Here is a 22,208-nt window from a genome sequence, read left to right on the forward strand (position 1 = left end):
GACCGCGGGCCGGCGGGTGCGGATCCGCCGGGTTGGCGCGACCGCAAGCGTAATCGTCCGACGCCGATCCCGCGCGCCGCCACCCGGTGAGCGGCGCGCGGCGCGGGTAGCCGCCGCCAGGTAGCGGCCGTCCTGGCCGATGGTGCCGGAATGCCGTGCCCGCCTGCCGCGCGGCTACCGTTGTCCCTGTGAGCAGCTCCGCCAAGCGACTGGACCCCCGGGCCCCGTTCGTTCTCGACGTGCACGACCTCGGCCGCCGCCCCGGCACGCAGCGCGAGGTCACCCACACGGCGCCAGCGCCGGCCGACCTCGGGATCGAGGTGCTCAGCGTCCCCGAGGGCTCGCCGGTCGAGCTCGACCTGCGGCTCGAGGCCGTCATGGACGGCGTCCTGGTGACCGGGGAGGCCCGTGCCGCCCTCGAGGGCGAGTGCGTGCGCTGCCTGGAGCCGATCACCGACGAGCTCGACGTGGACTTCCAGGAGCTGTACCTCTACGACGACACCCGCGACGCGGCGTCGGTGGAGCAGGAGGGCGACGACGAGGTCAGCATGCTCCACGGCGACCTGCTCGACCTCGAGCCGGTGCTGCGCGACGCCGTCGTCCTGGCGCTGCCCTTCCAGCCGCTCTGCCAGGACGACTGCCCCGGGCTCTGCACCGAGTGCGGCGCGCGCCTGGCCGACGACCCCGACCACCACCACGACGCGCCGATCGACCCGCGCTGGGCGAGCCTGACCACGCTCGAGGAGGGCCAGGAATAACGCCCCGGCGCTCGGGTCTCGTAGGATTGCCAGGTTGCCTGATCCGCCGCGTCGTCGCGGCTGACGGGTGAGTCGACTTGGTCTGCAGTTAGAGGAGAGAAAAGTGGCTGTCCCGAAGCGGAAGATGTCGCGCAGCAACACGCGTCACCGTCGCTCGGCCTGGAAGGCCGTTGCGCCGACCCTGGTCACCTGCGCCAACCCGGCGTGCGGTGCCAAGCACCTCCCGCACCGTGCGTGCGGCGAGTGCGGTCAGTACGGCGCTCGCGCCGACCGTCGCCAGGTCCTCTGACACCTGACCTCCACAGTGCCGTCGAAGGGTCAGGTCCGCTGACCGCCTACACGGACTATCCCGAGCTGCGCGAGGCGCTCGGGGATCCCACGCTGGACCCCGAGCTCCTCGAGCTTGCCCTCACCCACCGCTCCTACGCCTACGAGAACGGCGGCCTGCCGACCAACGAGCGGCTGGAGTTCCTGGGCGACTCGGTGCTGGGCGTCGTCGTCACCGAGACGCTCTACCTGAAGCACCCCGACCTCTCCGAAGGTCGGCTGGCCAAGCTGCGGGCCGCCGTCGTGAACGCGCGTGCGCTGGCCGGCGTGGGCCGGGCCATCGGCTTGGGCGGCTACGTCAAGCTCGGCCGTGGCGAGGAGTCGACCGGAGGCCGCGAGAAGGCCTCGATCGTCTCCGACACCGTCGAGGCCGTGATCGGCGCCGTCCATCTCTCCGGCGGCATCGAGACGTCCTCGGCACTCGTCCACCGGCTGTTCGACCCGCTCGTCGAGGCGGCCTCGGCGCTCGGCGCCGGGCTCGACTGGAAGACCTCCCTGCAGGAGCTCACCGCCGACCGCGGTCTGGGCGTGCCCGAATACGTCATCACCGACGAGGGCCCCGACCACATGAAGGTGTTCACCGCCCAGGTGAAGGTCGGCGACGAGCTCTACGGCAACGGCGTCGGCCGGTCGAAGAAGGAGGCCGAGCAGGCGGCCGCCGAGACGGCGTACGGCGAGCTCGACGCCGCCCTCCCTCCCTCCGCCTAGAGCCGTGCCCGAGCTTCCCGAGGTCGAGGTCGTCCGCGCCGGCCTGGAGCGCCACGTGGTCGGCGCCACGCTCGCGCAGGTCGAGGTCCTGCACCCACGGCCGGTCCGCCGTCATCCGACCGGCTCCACCGGCTTCGTCGCCGAGCTCCGCGGGCGCACCGTCACCGCCGCCCGCCGCCGCGGCAAGTACCTCTGGCTCCCTCTCGACGACGGCAACGCGCTCCTCGGCCACCTCGGCATGAGCGGCCAGCTCCTGGTCCGGCCGTCCGACGCGCCCGACGAGCGCCATCTCCGCGTCCGCTTCTCCCTCGAAGAATCCGCCGGCGATGTCGCTGGTCGAGTAGCGAGCGCTGGCGAGCGTGTCGAGACCACCTCGTCCCTCGAGCTGCGCTTCGTCGACCAGCGCATGTTCGGCGGCCTCGCCGTCAGCGCCGGGGGAGCCGAGCTGCCGCCCGAGATCGTCCACATCGCTCGCGACCCGATCGACCCCGAGTTCGACCCCGAGCAGTTCGTACGCCGGGTTCGCCGGTCCTCCAGCGGCATCAAGCGGCTGCTGCTGGACCAGACCGTGATCTCCGGCGTCGGCAACATCTACGCCGACGAGGCGCTGTGGCGCTCGCGCCTGCACGGTGAGCGGCCGGGGAACCGGCTGACCGGCCCGGTGCTCCGCGAGCTGTTGGGGCACGTGAACGATGTGATGACCGATGCCCTGGCCCAGGGCGGCACGTCGTTCGACGCGCTCTACGTCAACGTCAACGGCGAGTCCGGCTACTTCGACCGCTCGCTCAACGCCTACGGCCGCGAGGACGAGCCCTGCCGGCGCTGTGGGACGCCGATGCGGCGGGTGGCGTTCATGAACCGGTCGTCGTACTTCTGCCCGGTGTGTCAGCCGGCGCCACGGCGCGCAGCGGTCACTCGGTCAGCCTCTTCTGCTCCACGTGAGCGTTGATAGCGACGAGCTCGGGGTGCCGGTCGAGGAGGTCGATGATCTGCTCGGCCCCGAGTCCGGCCGCGTCGTGCTCCTCGATCAGTCGCCGGATCAGCTCGAAGTCGTCCGCGGTGTCGAGGGTGACCCGGTAGGCCGAGGCGTCACCGGCTCGCCGGAACGCGCGCATCGGACGCCGGTCGGAACCGGCGCCGGAGTAGAGATAGGGCGTCACGTGCTCACGCTGCGCCTGCTCACGGGCGTTGCGATCAGCATCGAGGAGTGCTCCCGCGCTGAAGACCTCGAAGTCGAAGCCGCGTGGATAGGTGCGCTCCACCGAGTTGGAGAGGTAGAGGGTCGGATCGCCGGCAGCCTCGAAGGCGCGCACCCCCTCGGCGACGACGGCACCGTCGATCAGCGGACAGTCCGACGTCACGCGAACGACCACGTCCAGCCCGAACTCGCGCGCCGCGTCGGCGTACCGGCCGAGCACGTCGTCCTCGCTGCCGCGGTGCACGGGCACGCCGAGCTCGCCCGCCGCCTCGACGAGGGGGTCGTCCGTCGCGTTCGTCGTGGTCGCGACGTGGACGGCCAGGCCGGCGCGCTGGAGTCGCGTCACGTGGTGGGAGAGCATCGTGACACCCCCGGCCTTCATCAACACCTTGCCGGGTAGGCGGGTGCTCGTCATCCGGGCCTGCGTGATGACGCCGACGGTCATCGGAGCGCCGTGACGACGCTGTCCACCACCTGATCGACCTGGTCGTCGGTGAGGTCGGGGAACAGCGGCAGGGAGAGCTCCTCGGCGTAGAACGCCTCGGCGTTCGGGCACATGCCGCGCCGGTAGCCGGCGTCGGCGTAGACGGGGTGCCAATAGACCGGGATGTAGTTGACCTGCACGCCGATCCCATCGGCACGCATCCGCTCGAACACCTGCCGGCGCCGTCCGTCGAGGACCCGGAGCGGGTAGAGGTGCCAGACCGGGTCGACGCCGTCACGCTGAACGGGGGTGCGCACGCCGTCGAGCGCGGCGAACGCCGCGTCGTAGCGCGCCACGATCTCCGCGCGGCGGCGCTTGAAGTCGGCGAGCCGCCGTAGCTGGGCGAGGCCGAGCGCACTCGCGATGTCGGTGAGGCGATAGTTCAGCCCGAGCTCGTGGACCTCCTGGTGCCACGGGCCCTCGTCGGTGAGGCGGAAGCGGTCGGAGTCGCGGACCAGCCCGATGAAGTGGAACTCGTGGGCCCGCTGCGCGATCCCAGGATCCTTCGCGACGACCGCGCCACCCTCACCCGTGGTGAGGTTCTTCGTCGGGAAGAAGGAGAACGTCGTGACGTCCGCCAGGTCGCCGACCGGCCGTCCTCCCGCCGTCCCGCCGATGGAGTGGGCCGCGTCGGCGAGCGTCAGCGCGCCGACGCGGTCGGCGATCGGCTGGAGTGCCGCGTAGTCGGCGGGCTGCCCGGCGTAGTCGACCGCAGCGACGACCTTGGTGCGCTCGGTCATCACCACCTCGACGGCGGCCGGGTCGAGCAGCGCGGTGTCCTGGTCCACGTCGGCGAACAGCACGGTGGCGCCCAGGATCGACGCGGTCGAGGCGGTGGCGACGAATGTCATCGGCGTGGTGACCACCTCGTCGCCGGGACCGACACCCATGCCGGCGTACGCCGTGTGCAGCGCCGACGTGCCCGACGTGGTCGAGATTGCGCGATGGCCGCCGGCCAGCTGGCCGACCGCCTGCTCGAAGGCGGTGACCGCGGGCCCGGTGGTCAGCCAGTCGCCCCGGAGAATCTCGACGACGGCGGCGATGTCCTCCTCGCTGATCGACTGACGGCCGTAGGGCAGCACGTCAGACGCCGCTCTCGAGAACACGCCTGATGTCGTCGACGCCGTACCAGAGGTCGTTCTTGTCCGAGGCGCAGTGGAAGCCCTCGGGGACGGGTTGGGCGTCCTGGATCGGCCGGTAGCCCCACTGCGGCGTCTCAGGCTCGATGACGAAGTACTTCCCGTCGGAGATGATCACCGCACGGCGGCCCTCCTCGGGGCTGATCATCTCCTCGTGCAGCTTCTCGCCGGGTCGCAGCCCGATGTCGACCAGCTCCGCCCCGGGCGCGACGGCGTGCGCCAGGTCGACCACCTTGTGCGACGGGATGTGCGGGACGACGAGCTCGCCGCCCTGCATCAGGTCGAAGGTGTCGACCACCATCTGGACGGCCTGGGGCAGCGTGATGAGGAAGCGCGTGCAGCGCAGATCGGTGATGCCCAGCGGCTCGCCGCGAGCGGCCATCTCGCGCCACTTGGGGATGATCGAGCCGCGTGAGCCGGTCACGTTGCCGTAGCGCACGACGCTGAACCGGGTCGGGTACGACGCCGCGTAGTTGTTGCCCAGGATGAAGATCTTGTCGGCGGTCAGCTTGGTCGCGCCGTAGAGGTTGATCGGGCTGGAGGCCTTGTCGGTCGACAGGGCGACGACCCGTTTCACGCCCGCGTCGATGCAGGCCTCGACCACGTTCTCGCTGCCCAGCACGTTGGTCTTGATGAACTCGAAGGGGTTGTACTCGCCGGTGTCGACCTGCTTCAGCGCCGCCGCATGCACCACGTAGTCGACATCGTGCATGGCGCGGGTGAGCCGTTGCCGGTCCCGGACGTCGCCGATGAACCAGCGCAGCCGCGGGTCGTCGGCGAAGAGCTGCCGGCACTCGAACTGCTTGAGCTCGTCACGGCTGAAGACGATCAGTCGGCGGGGATCGAGGTGGTCCAGCGCATATCGGACGAAGGCCTTGCCGAACGAGCCGGTCCCTCCGCTGACGAGGATGCTGGACCCTTCCAAGATGGACAAGCTTCGCCTCTAGTGCTCTCGATGCAAGTGACTGCCGGCCAACGGCCGCCGGTCCTGACTCCCCGTATCCTAGGCAGGCCCGTGCGAGAGCCCGGGGATCGGTCGAGCGAAGGAGATCACGTGCCACGACGCCTGGTCGTTCACTGCAACGCCGGCGGAGCTCATGGCATGGGTCACCTGATGCGGTCGCTAGCCCTGGCCGAGGAGGCTGCTGGCCGTGGGTGGGAGGTCCGTCTCGCGGGGGACCTGGACGAGGTCGCTCGGGCACGGGTCCGGACCTGGCTGCCGGACGCCGCGTTGGAGCACGTGGGCGTCCAGGACGTCCCAGCCTGGTTGGGGACTCTCCACGCTCGCACCGGTGTCGACGTCCTGCACGTCGACTCCTACCGCCCGGAGGCCGACGTCCTGCCGCGAGGTCCTCGGCTGGTCAGCAACATGCAGGACGGTCCGTTCGGGGCCCGACGGGCCGATCTGGCGATCGACGCGAACCTCGGCGGTGAGCAGCGGCTCACCGCCGTCGACGCGCGGACCGTCCTCGCCGGGGTCACCGTGGTCCCCATCCGTCAGCAGGTGCTCCGCCAGCGTGCCCTGCGGCAGGAGCAGGGGACCCCGGCCCGGACCGGGCCGCCACGCGTCCTCGTGGTCCTCGGCGGCACCGACCCGTTCGGTGCGACGACGACCGTCGTGGCCGGCCTGGACGCCGTTCCCGCAGACCTCGAGCTGACGGTCGTGACGCCTCCGGGTCAACGAGAGGCGATCGAGGAGCTCGCCGCCACGTCTGTGCACCGGATCGATCCGGTGGCCTTCCTGGACGACCTCCCGGGTGCCGCGGCGCGTCACGACCTCGTCATCAGCGCGGCCGGCACGTCGGTGTGGGAGCTGGCCTGCCTGGGGGTGCCGATGGCCCTCCTCTGCGTCGCCGACAACCAACGTGAGGGTTACGACGCCGTGGTCGAGGCGGGCCTCGCCATCGGGCTCGGACGCCCGGCGCACTCGGACCTCCACGAGCGGCTCGCAGCGCTCGGCGAGACGCTCCGGCACCCCGCCGGACTCGCGCAGATGCAGGATCGTGGCCGCGGGATCGTCGACGGCCTCGGCGCGTGGCGGATCGTCTCGGCGTGGGAGCAGTTGCTCGACGTACCACAGGCAGGCCCCGAGCGTTCCGGGCTGGTGGGCCGGCCCGCCACGCTCGACGACGCCCGAGCGCTGTTCGACTGGCGCAACGACCCGGTGGCCCGGGTCGCGTCGCGCTCGCGGGAGGAGGTGGCGTGGGACGACCACATCGCCTGGCTCAGGCGAACGCTCGCGACTCCCGCCCGGCGCCTCCTTGTCATCGAGTCCGAGGGGTCTCCGGTCGGCGTGGTCCGCTGGGACTCCCGGGGTGATCACGACTGGGAGGTGTCCATCACCGTCGCCCCCGTCGTCCGGGGGCATGGCCTGGCCCTGCCGCTGTTGCGGGCGGGGGAGGAGGAGCTCGGCGTCGCCGGACCGGTGCGGCTGGTCGCAACGGTGCATCGTGACAACGTGGCCTCCCGGCGGCTCTTCCAGCGCGCGGGCTACCTACCGTTGATGCCGTCGGACGCGGACGGCTTCGCCACCTACGCACGGTTGCGGGTCTAGTCGGCGGACGACCCCGTTCAGAGCACGTCCCACGTCAGCGGCGTTCCGCGGCTGACGTCCGTGGTGAAGCGGCGGCCGCTGACCGTCGACATCTCGTCAGGCGACAGCCCACCGGAGGGACGGATCGAGCGGACGTTGACGGGACTGACCTCGTCGCCCGCCTTGACGTCCTCCACGACATACAGCGACCGACGCAGCGCGAGCACGGCGCGCTCCTCCTCGGTCGGCCCGAACGCCACTCCGCTCCGTACGCCGACCCTGGCCTGCTCCGCGGCGGTGACGAGGGTGGACAGCTCGCTGGGGTTGAGCGAGAACTCCGAATCCACGCCGCCGTCCCGACGGTCGAGGGTGACGTGCTTCTCGATCGCCACCGCGCCCAGCGCCGTCGCGGCGACGGCCACGCCGACGCCGGGCGTGTGGTCGGACAGACCGACGGGCACATCGAAGGCCTCGCGCAGGACGGCGATGTTGCCCAGCCGGGCCTCTTCGGGACTCGCCGGGTAGGCCGCCGTGCATGCCAGCAGCACGACCTGGCTGCCTCCCACGCTCCGGATGGCGCCGAGGGCGGCGTCGATCTCGGCCAGCGTCGCCATGCCGGTGGAGACGATCATCGGCTTGCCGGTGGAGGCGATCTCGCGCATGAGCGGGAGGTCGATGATCTCGGCCGACGCGGTCTTGTAGAGCGCCACGTCGAGGCTCTCGAGCAGCTCGACGGCCGACGGGTCGAAGGGGGTCGAGAAGGGGATGAGCCCTCGGTCCCGGGCGCGCTCGAAGATCGGCGCATGCCAGTCCCACGGCGTGTGCGCCTCCTGATAGAGGCTGTAGAGGTTGCGCCCGCCCCACAGCCCGTGTTCGCCGGTGACCCGGAACGGCTCGGTGTCGACGTCGATCGTGAGCGTGTCCGCGGTGTAGGTCTGGATCTTCAACGCGGTGGCCCCGCCGTCGGCCACAGCGTCCACGATCTGCAGGGCGCGGTCGAGGTCGCCGTTGTGGTTGCCCGACATCTCCCCGATGACGAAGACCGGTGCCTGGCGACCGATGATCCGGCCCGCTACCTTGATCTCCTGCGCAGCGCTCATGGTCCGAGCCTAGACGTTCGTCGGTGGTGCCGTGACCCGCGCTGAAGGCACTCCTCCGTTTGACCCTGACTTCCATCGGTGGGACTCTGGTAGACGGCCCGGTTCGCGGGCCGTATGGCGATGCAACGAAGGAACGTTCCCCATGGCCAAGGCGCTGATCGGCTACATGCACAGCGACCTGCGGACGCCGCACCACCTGACTGCCGAGAACGCTCGGCTGCGTGCGCGCGTGCAGGAACTCGAGAAGCTCGTCCTCTCGCTGAAGAGCGAGAACGACGGCCTGGTCGCTGCCCACACCGAGCTGCTGGAGACCTCGATCCAGGAGATGCAGCCCGCCTGATGAGGCGGTGAGGCCACCGCCCCGATCGACCACGGTCGGCGAGGGGCGGTGACAACTGGTGCGCGACCAGCGAGGATCGCGCCATGACCACTCCGGGCACCGTCGGACCTGACGCTCCGGCCGCCGTACCTGCTGGCCTCGCCGTCGAGCTGAACGCGCTCAACCCGATCCCCGAGGACGAGCGCCGCGGGCGGCCGGCCGACCTCTTCTGGCCGTGGTTCGGGGCGAACGTCTCGGTGCTGGGCCTCGGCTACGGTTCCTACCTGCTCGCCTTCGGGGTGTCGTTCTGGCAGGCGCTCATCGTCGGGGTGCTCGGCATCATCGCGTCCTTCCTGCTGTGCGGCTTCGTGTCGCTGGCCGGCCGGCGCGGCTCCGCGCCGACCATGGTGCTGAGCCGGGCGTCCTTCGGCATCGACGGCAACCGGCTGCCGGCGCTCGTCTCCTGGGTGCTCACCGTCGGCTGGGAGACGGTGCTGGCCTCGTTGGCCGTGCTCGCGACCACCACGGTCTTCAAGGAGCTGGGGTGGTCGCACGGCGACGCCACGCAGGTCGTCGTCCTGCTCGTCGTGGTCGCCGTGGTGATCGCCGCGGGCGTCTTCGGCTTCGGCATCGTCATGCGCCTCCAGGTCGTGATCACCTGGGTGACCGGTGTGCTGACGCTGGTCTACTTCGCGCTCGTGCTGGACGACATCCACTGGGACACCGTCTCCTCGCTGCCCGGAGGGGGCACGCCGGCCGTGATCGGCGGCTTCGTGTTCATGATGACCGGCTTCGGGCTGGGGTGGGTCAACGCCGCGGCCGACTACTCGCGCTACCTGCCGCGCGTCGCCTCCGGCCGCGGCATCGTCGGGTGGACGACGCTCGGGGGAGCGGTCGCCCCGGTCGTGCTGCTCGTCTTCGGCCTGCTGCTCGCAGGGTCGTCGACCGACCTCAGCGACGCGATCGGCGCGGACCCGATCGGCGCACTCTCTACGCTGCTCCCGACCTGGTTCCTCGTGCCGTTCGCGCTCGTGGCGGTCCTCGGCCTCATCGGCGGGGCGGCGCTCGACATCTATTCGTCCGGGCTCGCGCTGCTCTCCGTCGGCCTTCCCGTCCCGCGGTACGTCGCCGCGGCGATCGACGGCGTCATCATGCTGCTCGGCGCGATCTACATCGTCTTCGGCTCCGGCACGTTCATCTTCACCTTCCAGGGCTTCCTGATCACCCTCGGCGTGCCGATCGCGGCCTGGTGCGGTGTCTTCCTGGCCGACGTCGCCACGCGTCGGCGCGACTACGTCCAGGGCGACCTCTACTCCGCCGCCGGTCGCTACGGCAGCATGCGCTGGGTCCCCGTTCTGGCGTTGGTGCTCGGCACCGTGGTCGGCTGGGGCCTGGTCACCAACACCTACGCCGGGTGGCTCGACTGGCAGGGCTACCTGCTCGGTCCGATCGGTGGCCGCGACGGTGACTGGGCCTTCGCCAACCTCGGTGTGCTGGTGTCCCTCGTGATCGGCTTCGTCGGCGGCCTGGTGACGTGGCTGTGGCTGCCGCCGACCGAGGTCGAGGCGACGGAGGCGGCGTGACCGAGCCGTGGCTTGTCGTCGTCGACATGCAGCAGGTCTTCACCGGGGCGAGCCCCTGGGCCTCGCCTCAGTACGACGACGCAGCAGCCGGCATCGCCCGGCTGCTGCCCCGCTTCGGTGACCGGGTCGTCCTCACCCGCTACGTCGCGCCACAACCGCCGACCGGCGCCTGGGTCGACTACTTCGAGCAGTGGCCCTTCGCCCTCGTGCCGCCCGACGACCCGCTCTACGACCTGACCCTCGACCCGGGGGAGCACCGGGTCGTCACCGCACCGACCTTCGGTAAGTGGGGGGCCGAGCTGGCGGAGGCGACCGGCCACGCCGACCAGATCGTGCTGACCGGCGTCTCGACCGACTGCTGCGTCCTCTCGACCGCACTCCCCGCGGCGGACGCGGGGGTACGGGTCGTCGTACCGGCCGACGCCTGTGGCGGGGCGACGCCGGAGGACCACCGGCGCGCGCTGGACGCGATGGGGCTCTACGCCCCGCTCGTCGAGATCTCGACCGTCGATGAGGTGCTCGCGTCGTCGCGCTGAGCCGTCAGCGCGCCGCCGCCTCCTCACGCGGCTTGAGCGGGAGCAGGAAGACGGTGAGGAAGCTGACCGCGTAGCAGCCGAGCGTCGCCCAGGTCACCCACCGCGTCGAGACGGGGAAACCGTGCTCGGGCAGCAGGTGGAAGAGCAGCGTGCCGAGCGCGGCGACCCCGAGGGCGCCGGAGAACTGCTGGACGGCGTTGAGGAGGCCCGAGCCGGAGCCGACCTCCTGGTCGCTCAGGTCGGCCAGGATGATGTCGAAGAGCGGCGCGAAGATCAGACCGCTGCCGAGCCCGGCCAGCAGGAACGGCCCGGCCAGGTGCCAGGCGCTGGCGCCGTGGTCGAGCCCGCCGGCGACCAGGCCGAACCACGCGATGCCGACCATGGTGACCGCCAGGCCGATGTGCAGCACGTGCCGGCCGAGCTTCGGGCCCAGCAGCGCACCCGAGAGCACGGCGCCGACGGAGATGCCGATCGCGTACGGCGTCTGCGCGATCGCCGCATGACGCACGCCGAACCCGAGGCCGAGCTGCATGAACAGGCTCATCACGAGGCCGAGGCCGACCATCGAGACGAAGAAGGTGCCGAGGAAGACGATCCCGGCCACGAAGCCGTGGTGCCGGAAGAGCGTCGGCTCGATGATCGGGTGGTCGCTGCGCTGCTCGGTCCACACGAAGAGGACGAACATGACGAACGAGCCGACCACGACGGCGTACAGCCACGTCGGCCAGCCGAGCTCACGGCCCTGCACCAGGGCGTAGATCAGGCCGGCGCTCGCGACCGTGATGAGCAGGGAGCCGAGCGGGTCGAGCCGCGCTCCGCGCACCTTGGGGACGTCGGGGAGGTAGCGCCAGGCCACCCACGCGCCCGCCAGGCCGATCGGCACGTTGATGAGGAAGATGGCGCGCCAGCCGGTTCCGGCGATGTCGGCGTCGATGAGGAAGCCGCCGAGGATCGGGCCGAGCACCGCGGACAGGCCCATGATCGGGCCGAACGGGATGAACGCCTTCTGCAGCTCCTCGGGTGGGAAGGACTGCTTCACCATGGCCAGGCCCTGCGGGATCATCGTGGCGCCGAAGAGTCCCTGCAGCACGCGGAAGGCGATGAGGCTGTCGGGGGTCGGCGCCAGTCCGCAGGCCAACGAGGTGACCGCGAAGCCCGCCATGCCGAGGATGAACATGGGGCGCCGCCCGACGATGTCGCCCAGGCGGGCCGAGGTGATCAGCCCGACGGCGAAGGCCAGCGTGTAGGCGGCGAGGATCCACTGGAGCGTGGTCTCGGAGCCACCGATGTCACGCCGGATGGACGGCCCCGCCAGCTGGGCGACGGTGCCGTCGATGAGGTCCATGACGTCGGCGATGATCACCGCCGCCATCACGAACCAGCGGTTGCGATAGGCGGCCGATGTCGGGGACCCCGGCGTCGTGGCTGGTGCTGCGGTCGTCATGGCGTCTGCCTCCTGGCGAACGGCGTTCGTTTCAACGAACGGTGTTCTACTGGCGAACGCTGTTCGTGTCAAGCCGCTAGAATCGCCGCCATGGCGGCGGAGAAGTTCTTCCAGGTCGGGCCCGTGCGGGTCCGCGTCAGCACGACGGCGGATGCGCCGCGGGAGCGCCTCAGCCGCGAGCGCATCGTCGACGTCGCGCTGGCGCAGATGAAGGAGAGGGGCTACGACGCCGTCTCGATGCGCTCGATCGCCAAGGAGCTCGACACGGGCCCTGCGTCGCTCTACGCGCACGTCGCCCACAAGGACGAGCTCGACCAGCTCGTGATCGACCGGATCGCGACGCTCGTGGAGGTGCCCGAGCCCGACCCCGAGCGCTGGGCCGAACAGGTCAAGGACGTCATGCGGGCGAACCTCGCGGCCTATCGCGCGCATCCCGGCTCGGCGCAGGCGGCGCTCGCCATGATCCCCACCGCGGAGGGTGGGCTGCGGGCGGCCGAGGGGTTCATGCAGCTGCTGCTCGCCGGAGGGATCCCGCCCCAGGCCGCCGCCTGGTTCTGTGACCTCGCGGCGCTCTACGTCAGCGCGATCGCCGCCGAGGAGAGCATCTGGGCCCAGCGCGGCAAGGCTGCTGCGGCCGGCGGGCGACCGGTCTCCGAGGAGGACGTGGTCGCCCAGGTCCGCCAGGTCTTCGCCGCGCTGCCTCCGGAGACCTACCCCGCGCTCACCAGGCACGCCACCGAGATGACGACCGGCGACGGGGACGACCGCTTCGAGTTCGGCCTCGACGTCCTCCTGGCCGGACTGGTCGCCGTGTCGCGCCGCGCGTGAGTCTTCGGCGGATCGCCCGAGCCGGCAGGTAGGGTGAGACCCGCTGAGCTTCCCCCGCGCAGCACCAGGGCAGTCCGAGAAGGACAGCTGCGCGACGTCCGTACCAGTTGGGAGCCCGCGTGTACCTGAAGAGCCTGACCCTGAAGGGGTTCAAGTCCTTCGCGTCGTCCACGACGCTCCAGCTCGAGCCGGGCATCACCTGCATCGTCGGCCCCAACGGCTCGGGCAAGTCCAACGTCGTCGACGCGCTCGCGTGGGTCATGGGCGAGGCCAGCGCCAAGAGCCTGCGCGGCGGCAAGATGGACGACGTCATCTTCGCCGGCACGTCCGGTCGCCCGCCGCTCGGCCGCGCCGAGGTCGTCCTCACCATCGACAACTCCGACGGGGCGCTGCCGATCGAGTACGCCGAGGTGACGATCAGCCGGACCATGTTCCGCTCGGGCGGGTCCGACTACGCCATCAACGGGCAGTCCTGCCGCCTCCTCGACGTCCAGGACCTGCTCAGCGACTCCGGCATCGGCCGCGAGATGCACGTGATCGTCGGCCAGGGCCAGCTCGACACCATCCTTCATGCGACGCCCGAGGACAGGCGAGGGTTCATCGAGGAGGCCGCCGGCGTCCTCAAGCACCGCAAGCGCAAGGAGAAGGCGCTGCGGAAGCTGGACTCCACCGAGGGCAACCTGACCCGGCTGAACGACCTGCTGACCGAGATCCGCCGCCAGCTCAAGCCGCTGGGCCGGCAGGCCGAGGTGGCGCGGCAGGCGCAGACCGTGCAGGCCGACGTCCGCGACGCCAAGGCCCGCCTGCTCGCCGACGACCTGGTCACCGCACGGTCCGCGCTCCAGCAGGAGCTGGCCGACGAGTCGGTGCTGGTCGAGCGGCGCGAGCAGGTCGAGCAGCAGATCGCGACCGCACGCGAGAACGAGGCGGCGCTGGAGGCCGCGCTCCGTGAAGACCTGCCGGCCCTGGCGAAGGCGCAGGAGACCTGGTTCGCCCTCAACGGCCTGCGTGAGCGGTTGCGCGGCACCCAGTCGCTGGCCGCCGAGCGGGTCCGCAACGCCACGTCGGTGCCCGAGGTCGAGCACGGGCGCGATCCCGATCAGCTCGAGGCCGAGGCCGGGCGCGTCCGCGAGCAGGAGCGCGCGACCGACGCCGAGGTCGAGGCCCGGCGCAGCGTCCTGGAGCAGGCCGTCACGGCCCGCCGGGCGGCCGAGGACGCCGCCGCGGAGGAGGACCGTCGCATCACCTCCCTCCACCGGGCCGCCGCCGACCGGCGCGAGGGCCTGGCCCGCCTGCACGGCCAGGTCAACGCGCTCAAGTCCCGCGCAGCAGCCGCCGACGACGAGGTCGGCCGCCTGACGCTGGCCCGCGAGGACGCGGTCGCCCGCGCCGAGCGCGCGCAGCGCGACTTCACCGCGCTCGAGACCAAGGTGGCCGGCCTCGACGCCGGCGAGGAGGGCCTCGACGCCGAGCACGAGGCGGCCTCGACGGCGCTCGAGGACGTCGAGCAGCGGCTCGCCAAGCTGCGCGAGGAGGCCGCCCAGGCCGATCACGACCGCTCCGCCCTCGCCGCCCGCAAGGACGCCCTCGAGCTCGGCCTGGCCCGCAAGGACGGCGCCGGCGCGCTGCTCGCCGCGGCCGCGGACCCGGGCCGCCTCTCCGGCCTGATGGGATCCGTCGCGGCCGTCGTCAGCGTCCGCGCGGGCTACGAGACCGCCATCGCGGCGGCGCTCGGGGGCGCCGCGGACGCCGTCGCGGTAGCGGATGCCGACTCGGCGCTCGCCGCCATCGACCTGCTCAAGGCCGACGACCTCGGCCGGGCCGGGCTGCTGCTCGGCGGCGCCCCTGCCGACCCCCGGGACCGGCCGGCCCTGCCCGCAGGAGCTGTCTACGCCGTCGAGGTCGTCGACTGCGCCGAGACGCTCCGCCCCGCGTTGTCGAGGCTGCTGCTCGACGTGGCGCTCGTCGACGATCTCTCCGCGGCCCGGGCCCTGGTCGCCGACCGGCCCGACGTCACCGCCGTCACGCGTGAGGGCGACGTGCTGGGGGCGCACTTCGCCTCGGGCGGGTCCAACGCCCAGCAGAGCCTGATCGAGATCCAGGCCGCCGTCGACGAGGCGACCGACCGGCTCGCCGAGGCGGTCGCCGCGGCCGAGCGGCTCACCTTCGAGACCTCCCGGCTCGAGGCCGAGCGGCTCGACGCCCAGAAGAGGGTCGACGTCGCCCTCGCCAGGCTGCACGAGTCCGACGCGACGCTGGCGGCGGTCGCCGAGGAGCTCGGGCAGTACGGCGCCCAGGCCCGCGCCGCGCGCGGAGAGGCGGACCGGCTCGGCCAGGCGATCGCGAAGGCCCTCGAGGCCCGCGAGCAGGCGGTGACCGGCCTGGCCGACCTGGAGGCGCGGCTGTCCGCCGCCGAGGACGCCGGCGAGGAGGAGCCGTCGTCCGACGAGCGCGACCGGCTCGCCGAGGCCGCCCGGGACGCCCGTCAGGCCGAGACCGACGCGCGCCTGGCCCTGCGCACCTCCGAGGAGCGAGCGCGGGCGATCTACGGCCGCGCCGACGGACTGCTGCGTGCTGCGAAGGCCGAGCGGGAGGCCCGTGCCAAGGCGGCCGAGCGGCGCGAGCGCCTCCTGCGCGAGGGCCGGGCGGCCCGGGCGGTGAGCACCGCCGTCGCCCACGTCCTGGTCAGGCTCGAGGGCGCGATCGCTCGCGCGGCCGACGCGCGGATCGCCGTTGAGCAGGCCCGCAGCGGTCGGGAGCAGGAGCTGCTCGGCGTACGCGCCACGCTGCGCCAGCTCGGCACCGAGCTCGAGGAGCTCGTCAGCTCGGTCCACCGTGACGAGATGGCCCGGACCCAGCAGCGGATGCGGATCGAGCAGTTGGAGGAGAAGGCGCTGGCCGAGCTCGGCCTCGACGCCGACTCCCTGGCCGCCGACTACGGTCCCGACCAGCCGGTGCCGGTCGCCTCGATCGGCTCCACCGGTTCGACCGACGAGGACTCCGACGACGCTGCTGTGGAGGCGGTGCCCTACGTCCGCGAGGAGCAGGCCAAGCGTCTGCGCGCCGCGGAACGGGCCCTGGCCCAGCTGGGCCGGATCAACCCGCTGGCGCTCGAGGAGTTCGCGGCGATGGAGGAGCGTCACCAGTTCCTCACCGAGCAGCTCGAGGACCTGCGCAGCACCCGACGTGACCTGCTCGACATCGTCAAGGAGGTCGACGCGCGGGTCGAGCAGGTCTTCACCGAGGCGTACGCCGACGTGGAGCGGGCGTTCGACCACGTCTTCAAGCGGCTCTTCCCCGGCGGCGAGGGACGGCTCGTCCTCACGGACCCGGACCACATGCTCACCACGGGCATCGAGGTCGAGGCCCGGCCCCCGGGCAAGAAGGTCAAGCGCCTCTCGCTGCTCTCGGGCGGCGAGCGATCACTGGTCGCCGTCGCGTTCCTGGTCGCCCTCTTCAAGGCGCGGCCGAGCCCGTTCTACATCCTCGACGAGGTCGAGGCCGCCCTCGACGACACCAACCTCGGCCGCCTGCTGGAGATCTACGAGGAGCTGCGCGAGAACTCCCAGCTGTTGGTGATCACCCACCAGAAGCGGACCATGGAGGTCGGCGACGCGCTCTACGGCGTGACCATGCGCGGCGACGGCGTCTCGACGGTGATCAGCCAGCGCCTGCGGGAGTCCGAGCCCGCCTAGCGGCGTCAGGCCGGCTTGCGGAAGACCAGATGCATGATGTCGCTCGCCCGGGGACTGTTGAAGACCGGCGCGAGGAGCCACACGACCGCCACGCCGAGCACGCTGGTCGGTGACGGACGCCGGTCGGAGTGGGCGCGCTGCCACAGGCCGGTCCGGCGGACGCTGTCGAGGGTCTCCGACGACTCGAGCACCAGTCCGTGCCGCTCGCACAGGCGGGTCAGGCCGTCGCTGTCGAAGAACCACAGGTGCGGCGACGGCAGGCCGACCTGCCACAGTCGCTCGAACGCCGAGCGCAGCCCGAGCACGTGGCAGACCATCGCGAGCCGGTAGAAGAGGCCGCGGCTGTTGGGGATGTTGATCGACAGGAGGCCCCCGGGGTTCAAGTGGCGCACCGACGCCTCAACCGCCGCGTCGGCGTCGGGGAAGTGCTCGAGCACGTCGTTGTAGGTGATCGCGTCGAAGCGCTCGTCGTCCTCCAGCACGTCGGGGAAGAAGCCCACGCGCACGTCGCCGGTGCCGGCCCGCTCGGCGACCGCCTCGTCGGGCTCGATGCCCTCGGCCGTCAGGCCCCGCGCCTGCGCCGCGGCCAGGAACCATCCATGCGCCGAGCCCACGTCCAGGACGCGCGCGCCCGGTGTCAGGCCGTGGGCGACCAGCCGGTCCGCGACGATGCCCAGGTTGTGGTGGCGGAGCTCGGCCAGACCGGTCTCGCGCTGGTCCTCGTCGAGCGACGCGTGGACGTCGGAGTTGATGCCGATCTCGAGCGTCGAGCCCCACGTCCCGCAGCTGTCGCACCGCCAGCACCAGTCGGTCCGCCGCGGGGTCATCGGCCGCTCGCAGACGGCGCAGCGGATCGGGCTCATGTGGTTCCTCTCATCCGTCGGGGCCGGCCTCGCCGGTCGTCCGGCCCCTCGACTCGAGCTCGAGCCGCAGCAGCGCGGTCTCCTCCGCAAGCGTGCGGGTCCGCTCCTCGAGCCGTCCCAGCTCGACGCTGTGCTGGATGCTCGTGAGCAGCAGCAAGAGGCTGGCCAGGAAGAAGAGCAGGTTCGAGGGCACCTCGACGCCGGCGGCATCGGCCAGCCAGGTGAGGATCCCGGGAAAGATCGTGATCAGCAGCGAGCAGAGGGCGACGGTTCCCCACAGGACGGCGTACTTCTCCCGCAGGTGCCGGCGGCGGAGCATCTCGAACAGGAAGACGAGGGTGCCGAGCGAGCCGATCAGGCCCAGCACGAGGGTGGCCTTCACACGTGCTCCTTCGGAGGGTGCTCCAAGGTGGTCGGCCAGCGCCGGACGAGCGCCAGGCCGAGGGCGATCACCGCACGGGCGAGGTAGATCGCCGCGCGGACCGGGGTCTGGCTCGCCCGGCCGCCGGCCCGGGGCCGCATCTCCACGGGGACCTGGCGGACCGTGCAGCCGGTCCGCAGCGCGATCACCAGGGACTCGACGGTGTCGCCGAGGTACTCGGCGGGGTAGTGGGTGGCGAAGATGTGCAGCGCGCGCCGGTTGATGACCCGGAAGCCACTGGTCACGTCGGTGAGCCGGGTCCCGGCCAGGCGGCTGAGCACGGCGGCGAGCAGGCGCATCGCGAGGCCACGGACGAACCCCACCTGGTAGTCGCCGCGGCCGGCGAAGCGGGCGCCGACCACGACGTCGGCGGAGTCCAGCGCGGCGATCAGCTCGGGCAGGTAGGCGCCGTCGTGCTGGCCGTCGGCGTCGACCTGGGCGACGACGTCGTAGCCGTGCTGCACGGCGTACCGGTAGCCGGCCCGCATCGCCCCGCCGACGCCGAGGTTGAAGGGCAGCGGGCACACGATGGCCCCCGCTCGGGCTGCCTCCGCGGCGGTTCCGTCGCTCGAGCCGTCGTCGACCACGAGCACGTCGATGCCGGGTTGGGCCGCCCTCAGCGAGCGGACGGTGGCCCCCACCGACTCCTCCTCGTTCCACGCCGGCATCACCACGAGGACGCGCGGGGACGCGGGCGAGGCGGTTGGCATGCGCGGGACCTTACCGGCTACGGTCCGCGGGTCGGAGTCGGAGTAGCACGCGCTCGAGGGTGGAGGGGATCGGTGACGACCACGCCGGAGCGATCGCCCCTCCGTCGGCCCAGGACGGTCGCCGGCATGCTCGCCGCGGTCATCGATGGTGCCGTCGACGGCGCCGTCGTGGCGGGAGCGCTCTGGACCCTGTGGTACCAGCTCGCCCTGGCCCTCCAGTTCGACCTTCGCCCGAGCGGATGGCCCTTCGCCGTCGCCGCGCTGCTCTGCGTTGTCGTCGGTGCCCACCGGGCCGTAGCCGCAGCGCGGCCAGAGGAGCGCATCGTCGCGCTCGACGACGAGCGCCCCGGACCGGCCCGAGATTCCACGCGCCGGCTCGCCGTGCGCGCCGTGCTGGTCGTCGTAGGTGTCGTCGGGCTCGTCCAGATCGTCCGCGACCGGGACTCTCTCGGCGCGGTGGCTCCCGCGGTCGTCGTGATCCTGCTCGTCGTCCTCCTGGCCTGGCCGGTGGTCGCGGCGCCGACGCCGGACGCGCGCGAGGAGGAGGCCCCCGGAATGGTCTCCCACCTCGTCGTAGTCGCGGCCGGCCTCGCTCTCGGCGCCCTGTCCCTCTTCCTGGTCAGGTACGACGCCGACGACGTCTACTACGTCAACCGCGCCGCCTGGGTCGCCGAGCACGGCACGGCCCACCTGCGCGACACGATGTTCGGCCCAGGCACGTTCCCCAACTCCTACGGGGGCGGGCTGCCCACCCCGAGCATCGAGGCGCTGCAGGGGGTGGCGGCCTCCATGCTCGGCGTGGAGGCGGGGACGTTCGCCTACCTGCTCTACACGCCGGTGCTCGCCGCGGCGTTCGTCTGGGCGACCTGGCGACTGGTGCGGACCTGGGCCCCGCGCCGGCACCTGCTCGTCCTCCTCGTCGCGATCCTCTTCGTGCTCGCCAGTGGGGCGTCGATCATCGGCAACTACTCCGTCGGGCGCATCTGGCAGGGCAAGGTGACGGCGTACGCCGTCCTGCTACCGCTCGTCTGGGCCTACCTCAGCCGCGCCGCGGCCGGGCGGTCCAGGTCCGCGACGGTCCTGTTGCTGTGCTCGGGCGTGGTGTTCGTCGGGCTCACGACGAGCTCGGCGTTGCTGATGCCGGTGATCGTGGGCGCCGGCCTGCTGGCCGCGCTCGCGCTGCGCTCGCGCTCGCTGCTGGTCGGCGCGCTGGCCTTCGCGGCGGCGCCGCTGGTCAACGGCCTCGTCCAGGCCTTCGGTCCGTCGGTGATCGGCACGCAGCCCGTCGGCGTGACCGGTGCCGACCAGGTCTTCGCGATCGCGTTCGGGCCGGGCACCGCCATGGTCGCCCTCGCGGTGGTCGCGACAGCGCTGGCGCCGGGGGTCGTACGACGACCCGCCGCCGTCGTCGCCGGAGCAGCCGTCGTTGCGACGATGGCGACGTTCCTGCCCGGCGTGATCGGCATCGCGGACGCCGCGACCGGGGCCGGCCCGGTCGTGTGGCGTCTGGCGATCGCCGCGCCCACCTGGGTGTTCGTCGGTCTGCTCGTCGCGGCGCCCGCCCCGGGACTGGCCGAGCGCCTGCGTGTGCCCGAGCGACTGGCCCGGCCCGCGACCGCGGGAGTGGCGGCGGCGATCGCCGCCCTCGCCGCCGCCGTCTGCGTGACCGGCGGGCACTGGCTGTGGTCGGGCGAGGTCGGCGCGCGGCTCGCCTCCCGGCCGGTCTGGAAGGTGGACGCCGTCGCTCTGGCCGACGTCCGAGCCGCCCGCGCCCTCGACGTGCCACCCGGGCTGTGGCTGATGCCGCCCGCTCAGATGGAGGCGCTCTCGATACTGACGGCCCGGCAGCACGCGGTCGTGCCGCGGATCGCCTACTTGGAGACCCTCGACGCCACCGCCCAGCAGGTCTCCGACCGGCGCGTCCTCTTCGACCTGGTCAGGCGACACCCCGGTCCCCAGCCCTCGGTGGCCGACGTACGGACCGCCCTGGACCGTCTCGACGTCTCCCTGGCGTGCGTGTCGGCGTCGGCGAAGCGGGCGGGCCGCGTCCTGACCGAGGTCGTGGGGGAGGACCTGCGACGGATCGGCACCATGCGGTGTCACGTCCGGGATTCGTGACCGCGCCGTGGCACGGTGGAGGCTGGACCCGATGACCTACTCGATGACCTACTCGGAGGCCCTCGTGCTCTTCCTCGCCATCACCATGCTCGTGATCCTGACCTTCGCCGGACTGGTGCTGCTCTACGCCGCCTTCCCGCACCGCGGTGAGCGGGTGCCTGTGGTGCCGTGGCTCGGCGACGCGCTCGAGCGCGCGACGGACGCCGCGCCCGTCCTGGAGGAGGACGACACCGAGGCGTGGTTGCCCGGGCGATGACGCCGTGAGCGGGTTCGGGTCCGGCCCGGACCCTCTGGTTGGATGGTCGGCATGACGACGTTCATCATCATCGGGGCCGCGATCCTGCTGATCGCGATCCTCCTGATCGGCCTGCTCGCGACCCGCCGCGGGAAGGGGCCGACGCCCTCGTCGTCGACGGACGTCATCACCACGCCGCCCGAGACCGGACCGGGCCAGGTCGACACGACGACGGTCGAGGCGCCTCCGGGTGCCGAGGAGGTCCCGGTCGTCGAGCGCCCGGAGCGGACCGCGTCGCGCCTGGTCCGCCTGCGCCAGCGGCTCGCCGGGTCGCAGGGCGGCCTCGGCAGGAGCCTGCTCAGCCTGCTGAGCCGCGATCGGCTCGACGAGGACACCTGGGAGTCGATCGAGGACGTCCTGATCACCGCCGACGTCGGCGTCGCGCCGACCCAGGAGCTGGTCGAGCGGCTGCGGACCCGGCTCCGCGTCGAGGGCACGGCGGCCGGCGACCCGAAGGCCGTGCTCCGCGAGGAGCTCGTCGCTCTGGTCGAGCCGACCATGGACCGCCGGCTCCAGGTCAGCGGCGAGGACGGTGCGCCGGGCGTCGTCCTGGTCGTCGGCGTGAACGGCGCCGGCAAGACGACGACCGTCGGGAAGATCGCCCGCATCCTCGTGGCGGAGGACCGCTCGGTCGTCCTCGGCGCCGCGGACACCTTCCGCGCCGCGGCCGTCGACCAGCTCGCCACCTGGGGCGAGCGCGTCGGCGTCGACGTCGTCCGCGGACCGGAGGGCAGCGACCCCGCGAGCGTCGCCTTCGAGGCGGTCCGGACCGCTGTGCAGACGTCGGCCGACACCGTCCTCGTCGACACCGCGGGCCGCCTGCAGAACAAGCAGGGCCTGATGGACGAGCTCGGCAAGGTCAAGCGGGTCATCGAGAAGCAGGCGCCGGTCACCGAGGTCCTGCTCGTCCTCGACGCCACGACCGGCCAGAACGGGCTCATCCAGGCCCGCGTGTTCTCGGAGGTCGTCGACGTGACCGGGATCGTGCTGACGAAGCTCGACGGATCGGCCAAGGGCGGCATCGTCGTGCAGGTGCAGCGCGAGCTCGGCGTACCGGTCAAGCTCGTCGGCCTCGGCGAGGGTCCCGACGACCTGGCGCCGTTCAGCGCCGAGGCGTTCGTCGACGCGCTGCTCGGCTGAGGGCCCTCC

Annotated in this window: 21 protein-coding genes; 13 read left to right on the plus strand and 8 right to left on the minus strand. The window is 72.1% G+C overall.

Annotated elements, in window-relative coordinates; genetic code table 11:
- Positions 1-188 precede the first annotated feature (188 nt).
- The 4 genes from BM236_RS10115 (at position 189) to mutM (ending at position 2,742) form a co-directional block, all read left to right on the plus strand.
- Complete coding sequence (locus BM236_RS10115) at positions 189-758, plus strand: YceD family protein (protein ID WP_091123148.1); 570 nt, start codon at positions 189-191, stop codon at positions 756-758.
- Positions 759-861: 103 nt separating this feature from the next.
- Positions 862-1,047 (plus strand): 50S ribosomal protein L32, encoded by a 186-nt coding sequence (gene rpmF / locus BM236_RS10120; protein ID WP_081790257.1) that lies wholly within the window; start codon positions 862-864, stop codon positions 1,045-1,047.
- Complete coding sequence (rnc, locus tag BM236_RS10125) at positions 1,002-1,793, plus strand: ribonuclease III (protein WP_175507634.1); 792 nt, start codon at positions 1,002-1,004, stop codon at positions 1,791-1,793. Before rpmF ends, rnc begins: the two co-directional genes overlap by 46 nt.
- Before the next feature lie 4 nt (positions 1,794-1,797).
- Positions 1,798-2,742, plus strand: a complete 945-nt coding sequence (gene mutM, locus BM236_RS10130; protein WP_091123151.1) for a bifunctional DNA-formamidopyrimidine glycosylase/DNA-(apurinic or apyrimidinic site) lyase — start codon at positions 1,798-1,800, stop codon at positions 2,740-2,742.
- Here mutM and BM236_RS10135 read toward each other — a convergent pair.
- Genes BM236_RS10135 through pseB form a run of 3 tightly spaced genes read right to left on the minus strand, consistent with a single transcriptional unit; the run spans position 2,705 to position 5,548 of the window.
- Positions 2,705-3,436: a cytidylyltransferase domain-containing protein gene (locus BM236_RS10135; RefSeq protein WP_091123153.1), complete on the minus strand. Its 732-nt coding sequence runs from the start codon at positions 3,434-3,436 to the stop codon at positions 2,705-2,707. The two genes, mutM and BM236_RS10135, sit on opposite strands and share 38 nt — an antisense overlap.
- The gene (locus BM236_RS10140) at positions 3,433-4,581 is read right to left on the minus strand and encodes a DegT/DnrJ/EryC1/StrS family aminotransferase (protein WP_245750249.1); all 1,149 of its coding nucleotides are present in this window, start codon (positions 4,579-4,581) and stop codon (positions 3,433-3,435) included. The genes BM236_RS10135 and BM236_RS10140 overlap by 4 nt, the downstream gene beginning before the upstream one ends.
- A complete protein-coding gene (gene pseB / locus BM236_RS10145) occupies positions 4,559-5,548 on the minus strand; it encodes a UDP-N-acetylglucosamine 4,6-dehydratase (inverting) (protein ID WP_091123158.1) in 990 nt (329 codons plus the stop codon). Before pseB ends, BM236_RS10140 begins: the two co-directional genes overlap by 23 nt.
- A 180-nt stretch (positions 5,549-5,728) precedes the next feature.
- Between pseB and BM236_RS10150 the strand changes: the two genes are divergently transcribed.
- Positions 5,729-7,168 (plus strand): bifunctional UDP-2,4-diacetamido-2,4,6-trideoxy-beta-L-altropyranose hydrolase/GNAT family N-acetyltransferase, encoded by a 1,440-nt coding sequence (locus tag BM236_RS10150; RefSeq protein WP_139230074.1) that lies wholly within the window; start codon positions 5,729-5,731, stop codon positions 7,166-7,168.
- A gap of 17 nt (positions 7,169-7,185) precedes the next feature.
- On the opposite strand, the gene pseI is transcribed toward BM236_RS10150, so the two are convergent.
- Complete coding sequence (pseI, locus tag BM236_RS10155; RefSeq protein ID WP_091123163.1) at positions 7,186-8,247, minus strand: pseudaminic acid synthase; 1,062 nt, start codon at positions 8,245-8,247, stop codon at positions 7,186-7,188.
- 142 nt (positions 8,248-8,389) lie between these two features.
- Between pseI and BM236_RS10160 the strand changes: the two genes are divergently transcribed.
- The 3 genes from BM236_RS10160 (at position 8,390) to BM236_RS10170 (ending at position 10,685) form a co-directional block, all read left to right on the plus strand.
- Positions 8,390-8,587 carry a hypothetical protein gene (locus tag BM236_RS10160; protein ID WP_091123165.1) on the plus strand — a complete coding sequence of 66 codons (198 nt, stop codon included), beginning with the start codon at positions 8,390-8,392 and terminating at the stop codon, positions 8,585-8,587.
- An 83-nt stretch (positions 8,588-8,670) separates the two neighbouring features.
- Positions 8,671-10,149, plus strand: coding sequence for a purine-cytosine permease family protein (locus tag BM236_RS10165; protein WP_091123168.1), 1,479 nt, complete (start codon positions 8,671-8,673; stop codon positions 10,147-10,149).
- Entirely contained in the window at positions 10,146-10,685 is a 540-nt protein-coding gene (locus BM236_RS10170) for a cysteine hydrolase family protein (RefSeq protein ID WP_091123370.1), read from the plus strand. The genes BM236_RS10165 and BM236_RS10170 overlap by 4 nt, the downstream gene beginning before the upstream one ends.
- 4 nt (positions 10,686-10,689) lie before the next feature.
- Here BM236_RS10170 and BM236_RS10175 read toward each other — a convergent pair whose 3' ends face one another.
- Positions 10,690-12,129 carry a DHA2 family efflux MFS transporter permease subunit gene (locus BM236_RS10175; protein ID WP_091123170.1) on the minus strand — a complete coding sequence of 480 codons (1,440 nt, stop codon included), beginning with the start codon at positions 12,127-12,129 and terminating at the stop codon, positions 10,690-10,692.
- Between the two features lie 90 nt (positions 12,130-12,219).
- Here BM236_RS10175 and BM236_RS10180 point away from each other — a divergent pair, with 90 nt between their 5' ends.
- Both BM236_RS10180 and smc read left to right on the plus strand, forming a co-directional pair.
- Positions 12,220-12,957 (plus strand): TetR/AcrR family transcriptional regulator, encoded by a 738-nt coding sequence (locus tag BM236_RS10180; RefSeq protein ID WP_091123172.1) that lies wholly within the window; start codon positions 12,220-12,222, stop codon positions 12,955-12,957.
- A 119-nt stretch (positions 12,958-13,076) separates the two neighbouring features.
- Entirely contained in the window at positions 13,077-16,652 is a 3,576-nt protein-coding gene (gene smc, locus BM236_RS10185) for a chromosome segregation protein SMC (protein WP_091123173.1), read from the plus strand.
- Positions 16,653-16,657: 5 nt separating this feature from the next.
- On the opposite strand, the gene BM236_RS10190 is transcribed toward smc, so the two are convergent.
- The 3 genes from BM236_RS10190 to BM236_RS10200 are packed head-to-tail and all read right to left on the minus strand — an operon-like array spanning position 16,658 to position 18,646.
- Positions 16,658-17,515: a class I SAM-dependent methyltransferase gene (locus tag BM236_RS10190; RefSeq protein WP_091123176.1), complete on the minus strand. Its 858-nt coding sequence runs from the start codon at positions 17,513-17,515 to the stop codon at positions 16,658-16,660.
- A 10-nt stretch (positions 17,516-17,525) separates the two neighbouring features.
- Complete coding sequence (locus BM236_RS10195; RefSeq protein WP_245750250.1) at positions 17,526-17,897, minus strand: DUF2304 domain-containing protein; 372 nt, start codon at positions 17,895-17,897, stop codon at positions 17,526-17,528.
- Entirely contained in the window at positions 17,894-18,646 is a 753-nt protein-coding gene (locus tag BM236_RS10200) for a glycosyltransferase family 2 protein (protein WP_091123178.1), read from the minus strand. The genes BM236_RS10195 and BM236_RS10200 overlap by 4 nt, the downstream gene beginning before the upstream one ends.
- Before the next feature lie 126 nt (positions 18,647-18,772).
- Between BM236_RS10200 and BM236_RS10205 the strand changes: the two genes are divergently transcribed.
- Genes BM236_RS10205 through ftsY form a run of 3 tightly spaced genes read left to right on the plus strand, consistent with a single transcriptional unit; the run spans position 18,773 to position 22,199 of the window.
- Positions 18,773-20,764: a DUF6077 domain-containing protein gene (locus tag BM236_RS10205; protein WP_091123180.1), complete on the plus strand. Its 1,992-nt coding sequence runs from the start codon at positions 18,773-18,775 to the stop codon at positions 20,762-20,764.
- A gap of 31 nt (positions 20,765-20,795) precedes the next feature.
- Complete coding sequence (locus tag BM236_RS10210) at positions 20,796-21,020, plus strand: hypothetical protein (protein ID WP_091123183.1); 225 nt, start codon at positions 20,796-20,798, stop codon at positions 21,018-21,020.
- A gap of 51 nt (positions 21,021-21,071) precedes the next feature.
- A complete protein-coding gene (gene ftsY, locus BM236_RS10215; protein ID WP_091123375.1) occupies positions 21,072-22,199 on the plus strand; it encodes a signal recognition particle-docking protein FtsY in 1,128 nt (375 codons plus the stop codon).
- The last annotated feature ends 9 nt before the right edge of the window (positions 22,200-22,208 follow it).

The sequence above is a fragment of the Nocardioides terrae genome (genome assembly GCF_900112345.1).
GTDB lineage: Bacteria > Actinomycetota > Actinomycetes > Propionibacteriales > Nocardioidaceae > Nocardioides > Nocardioides terrae.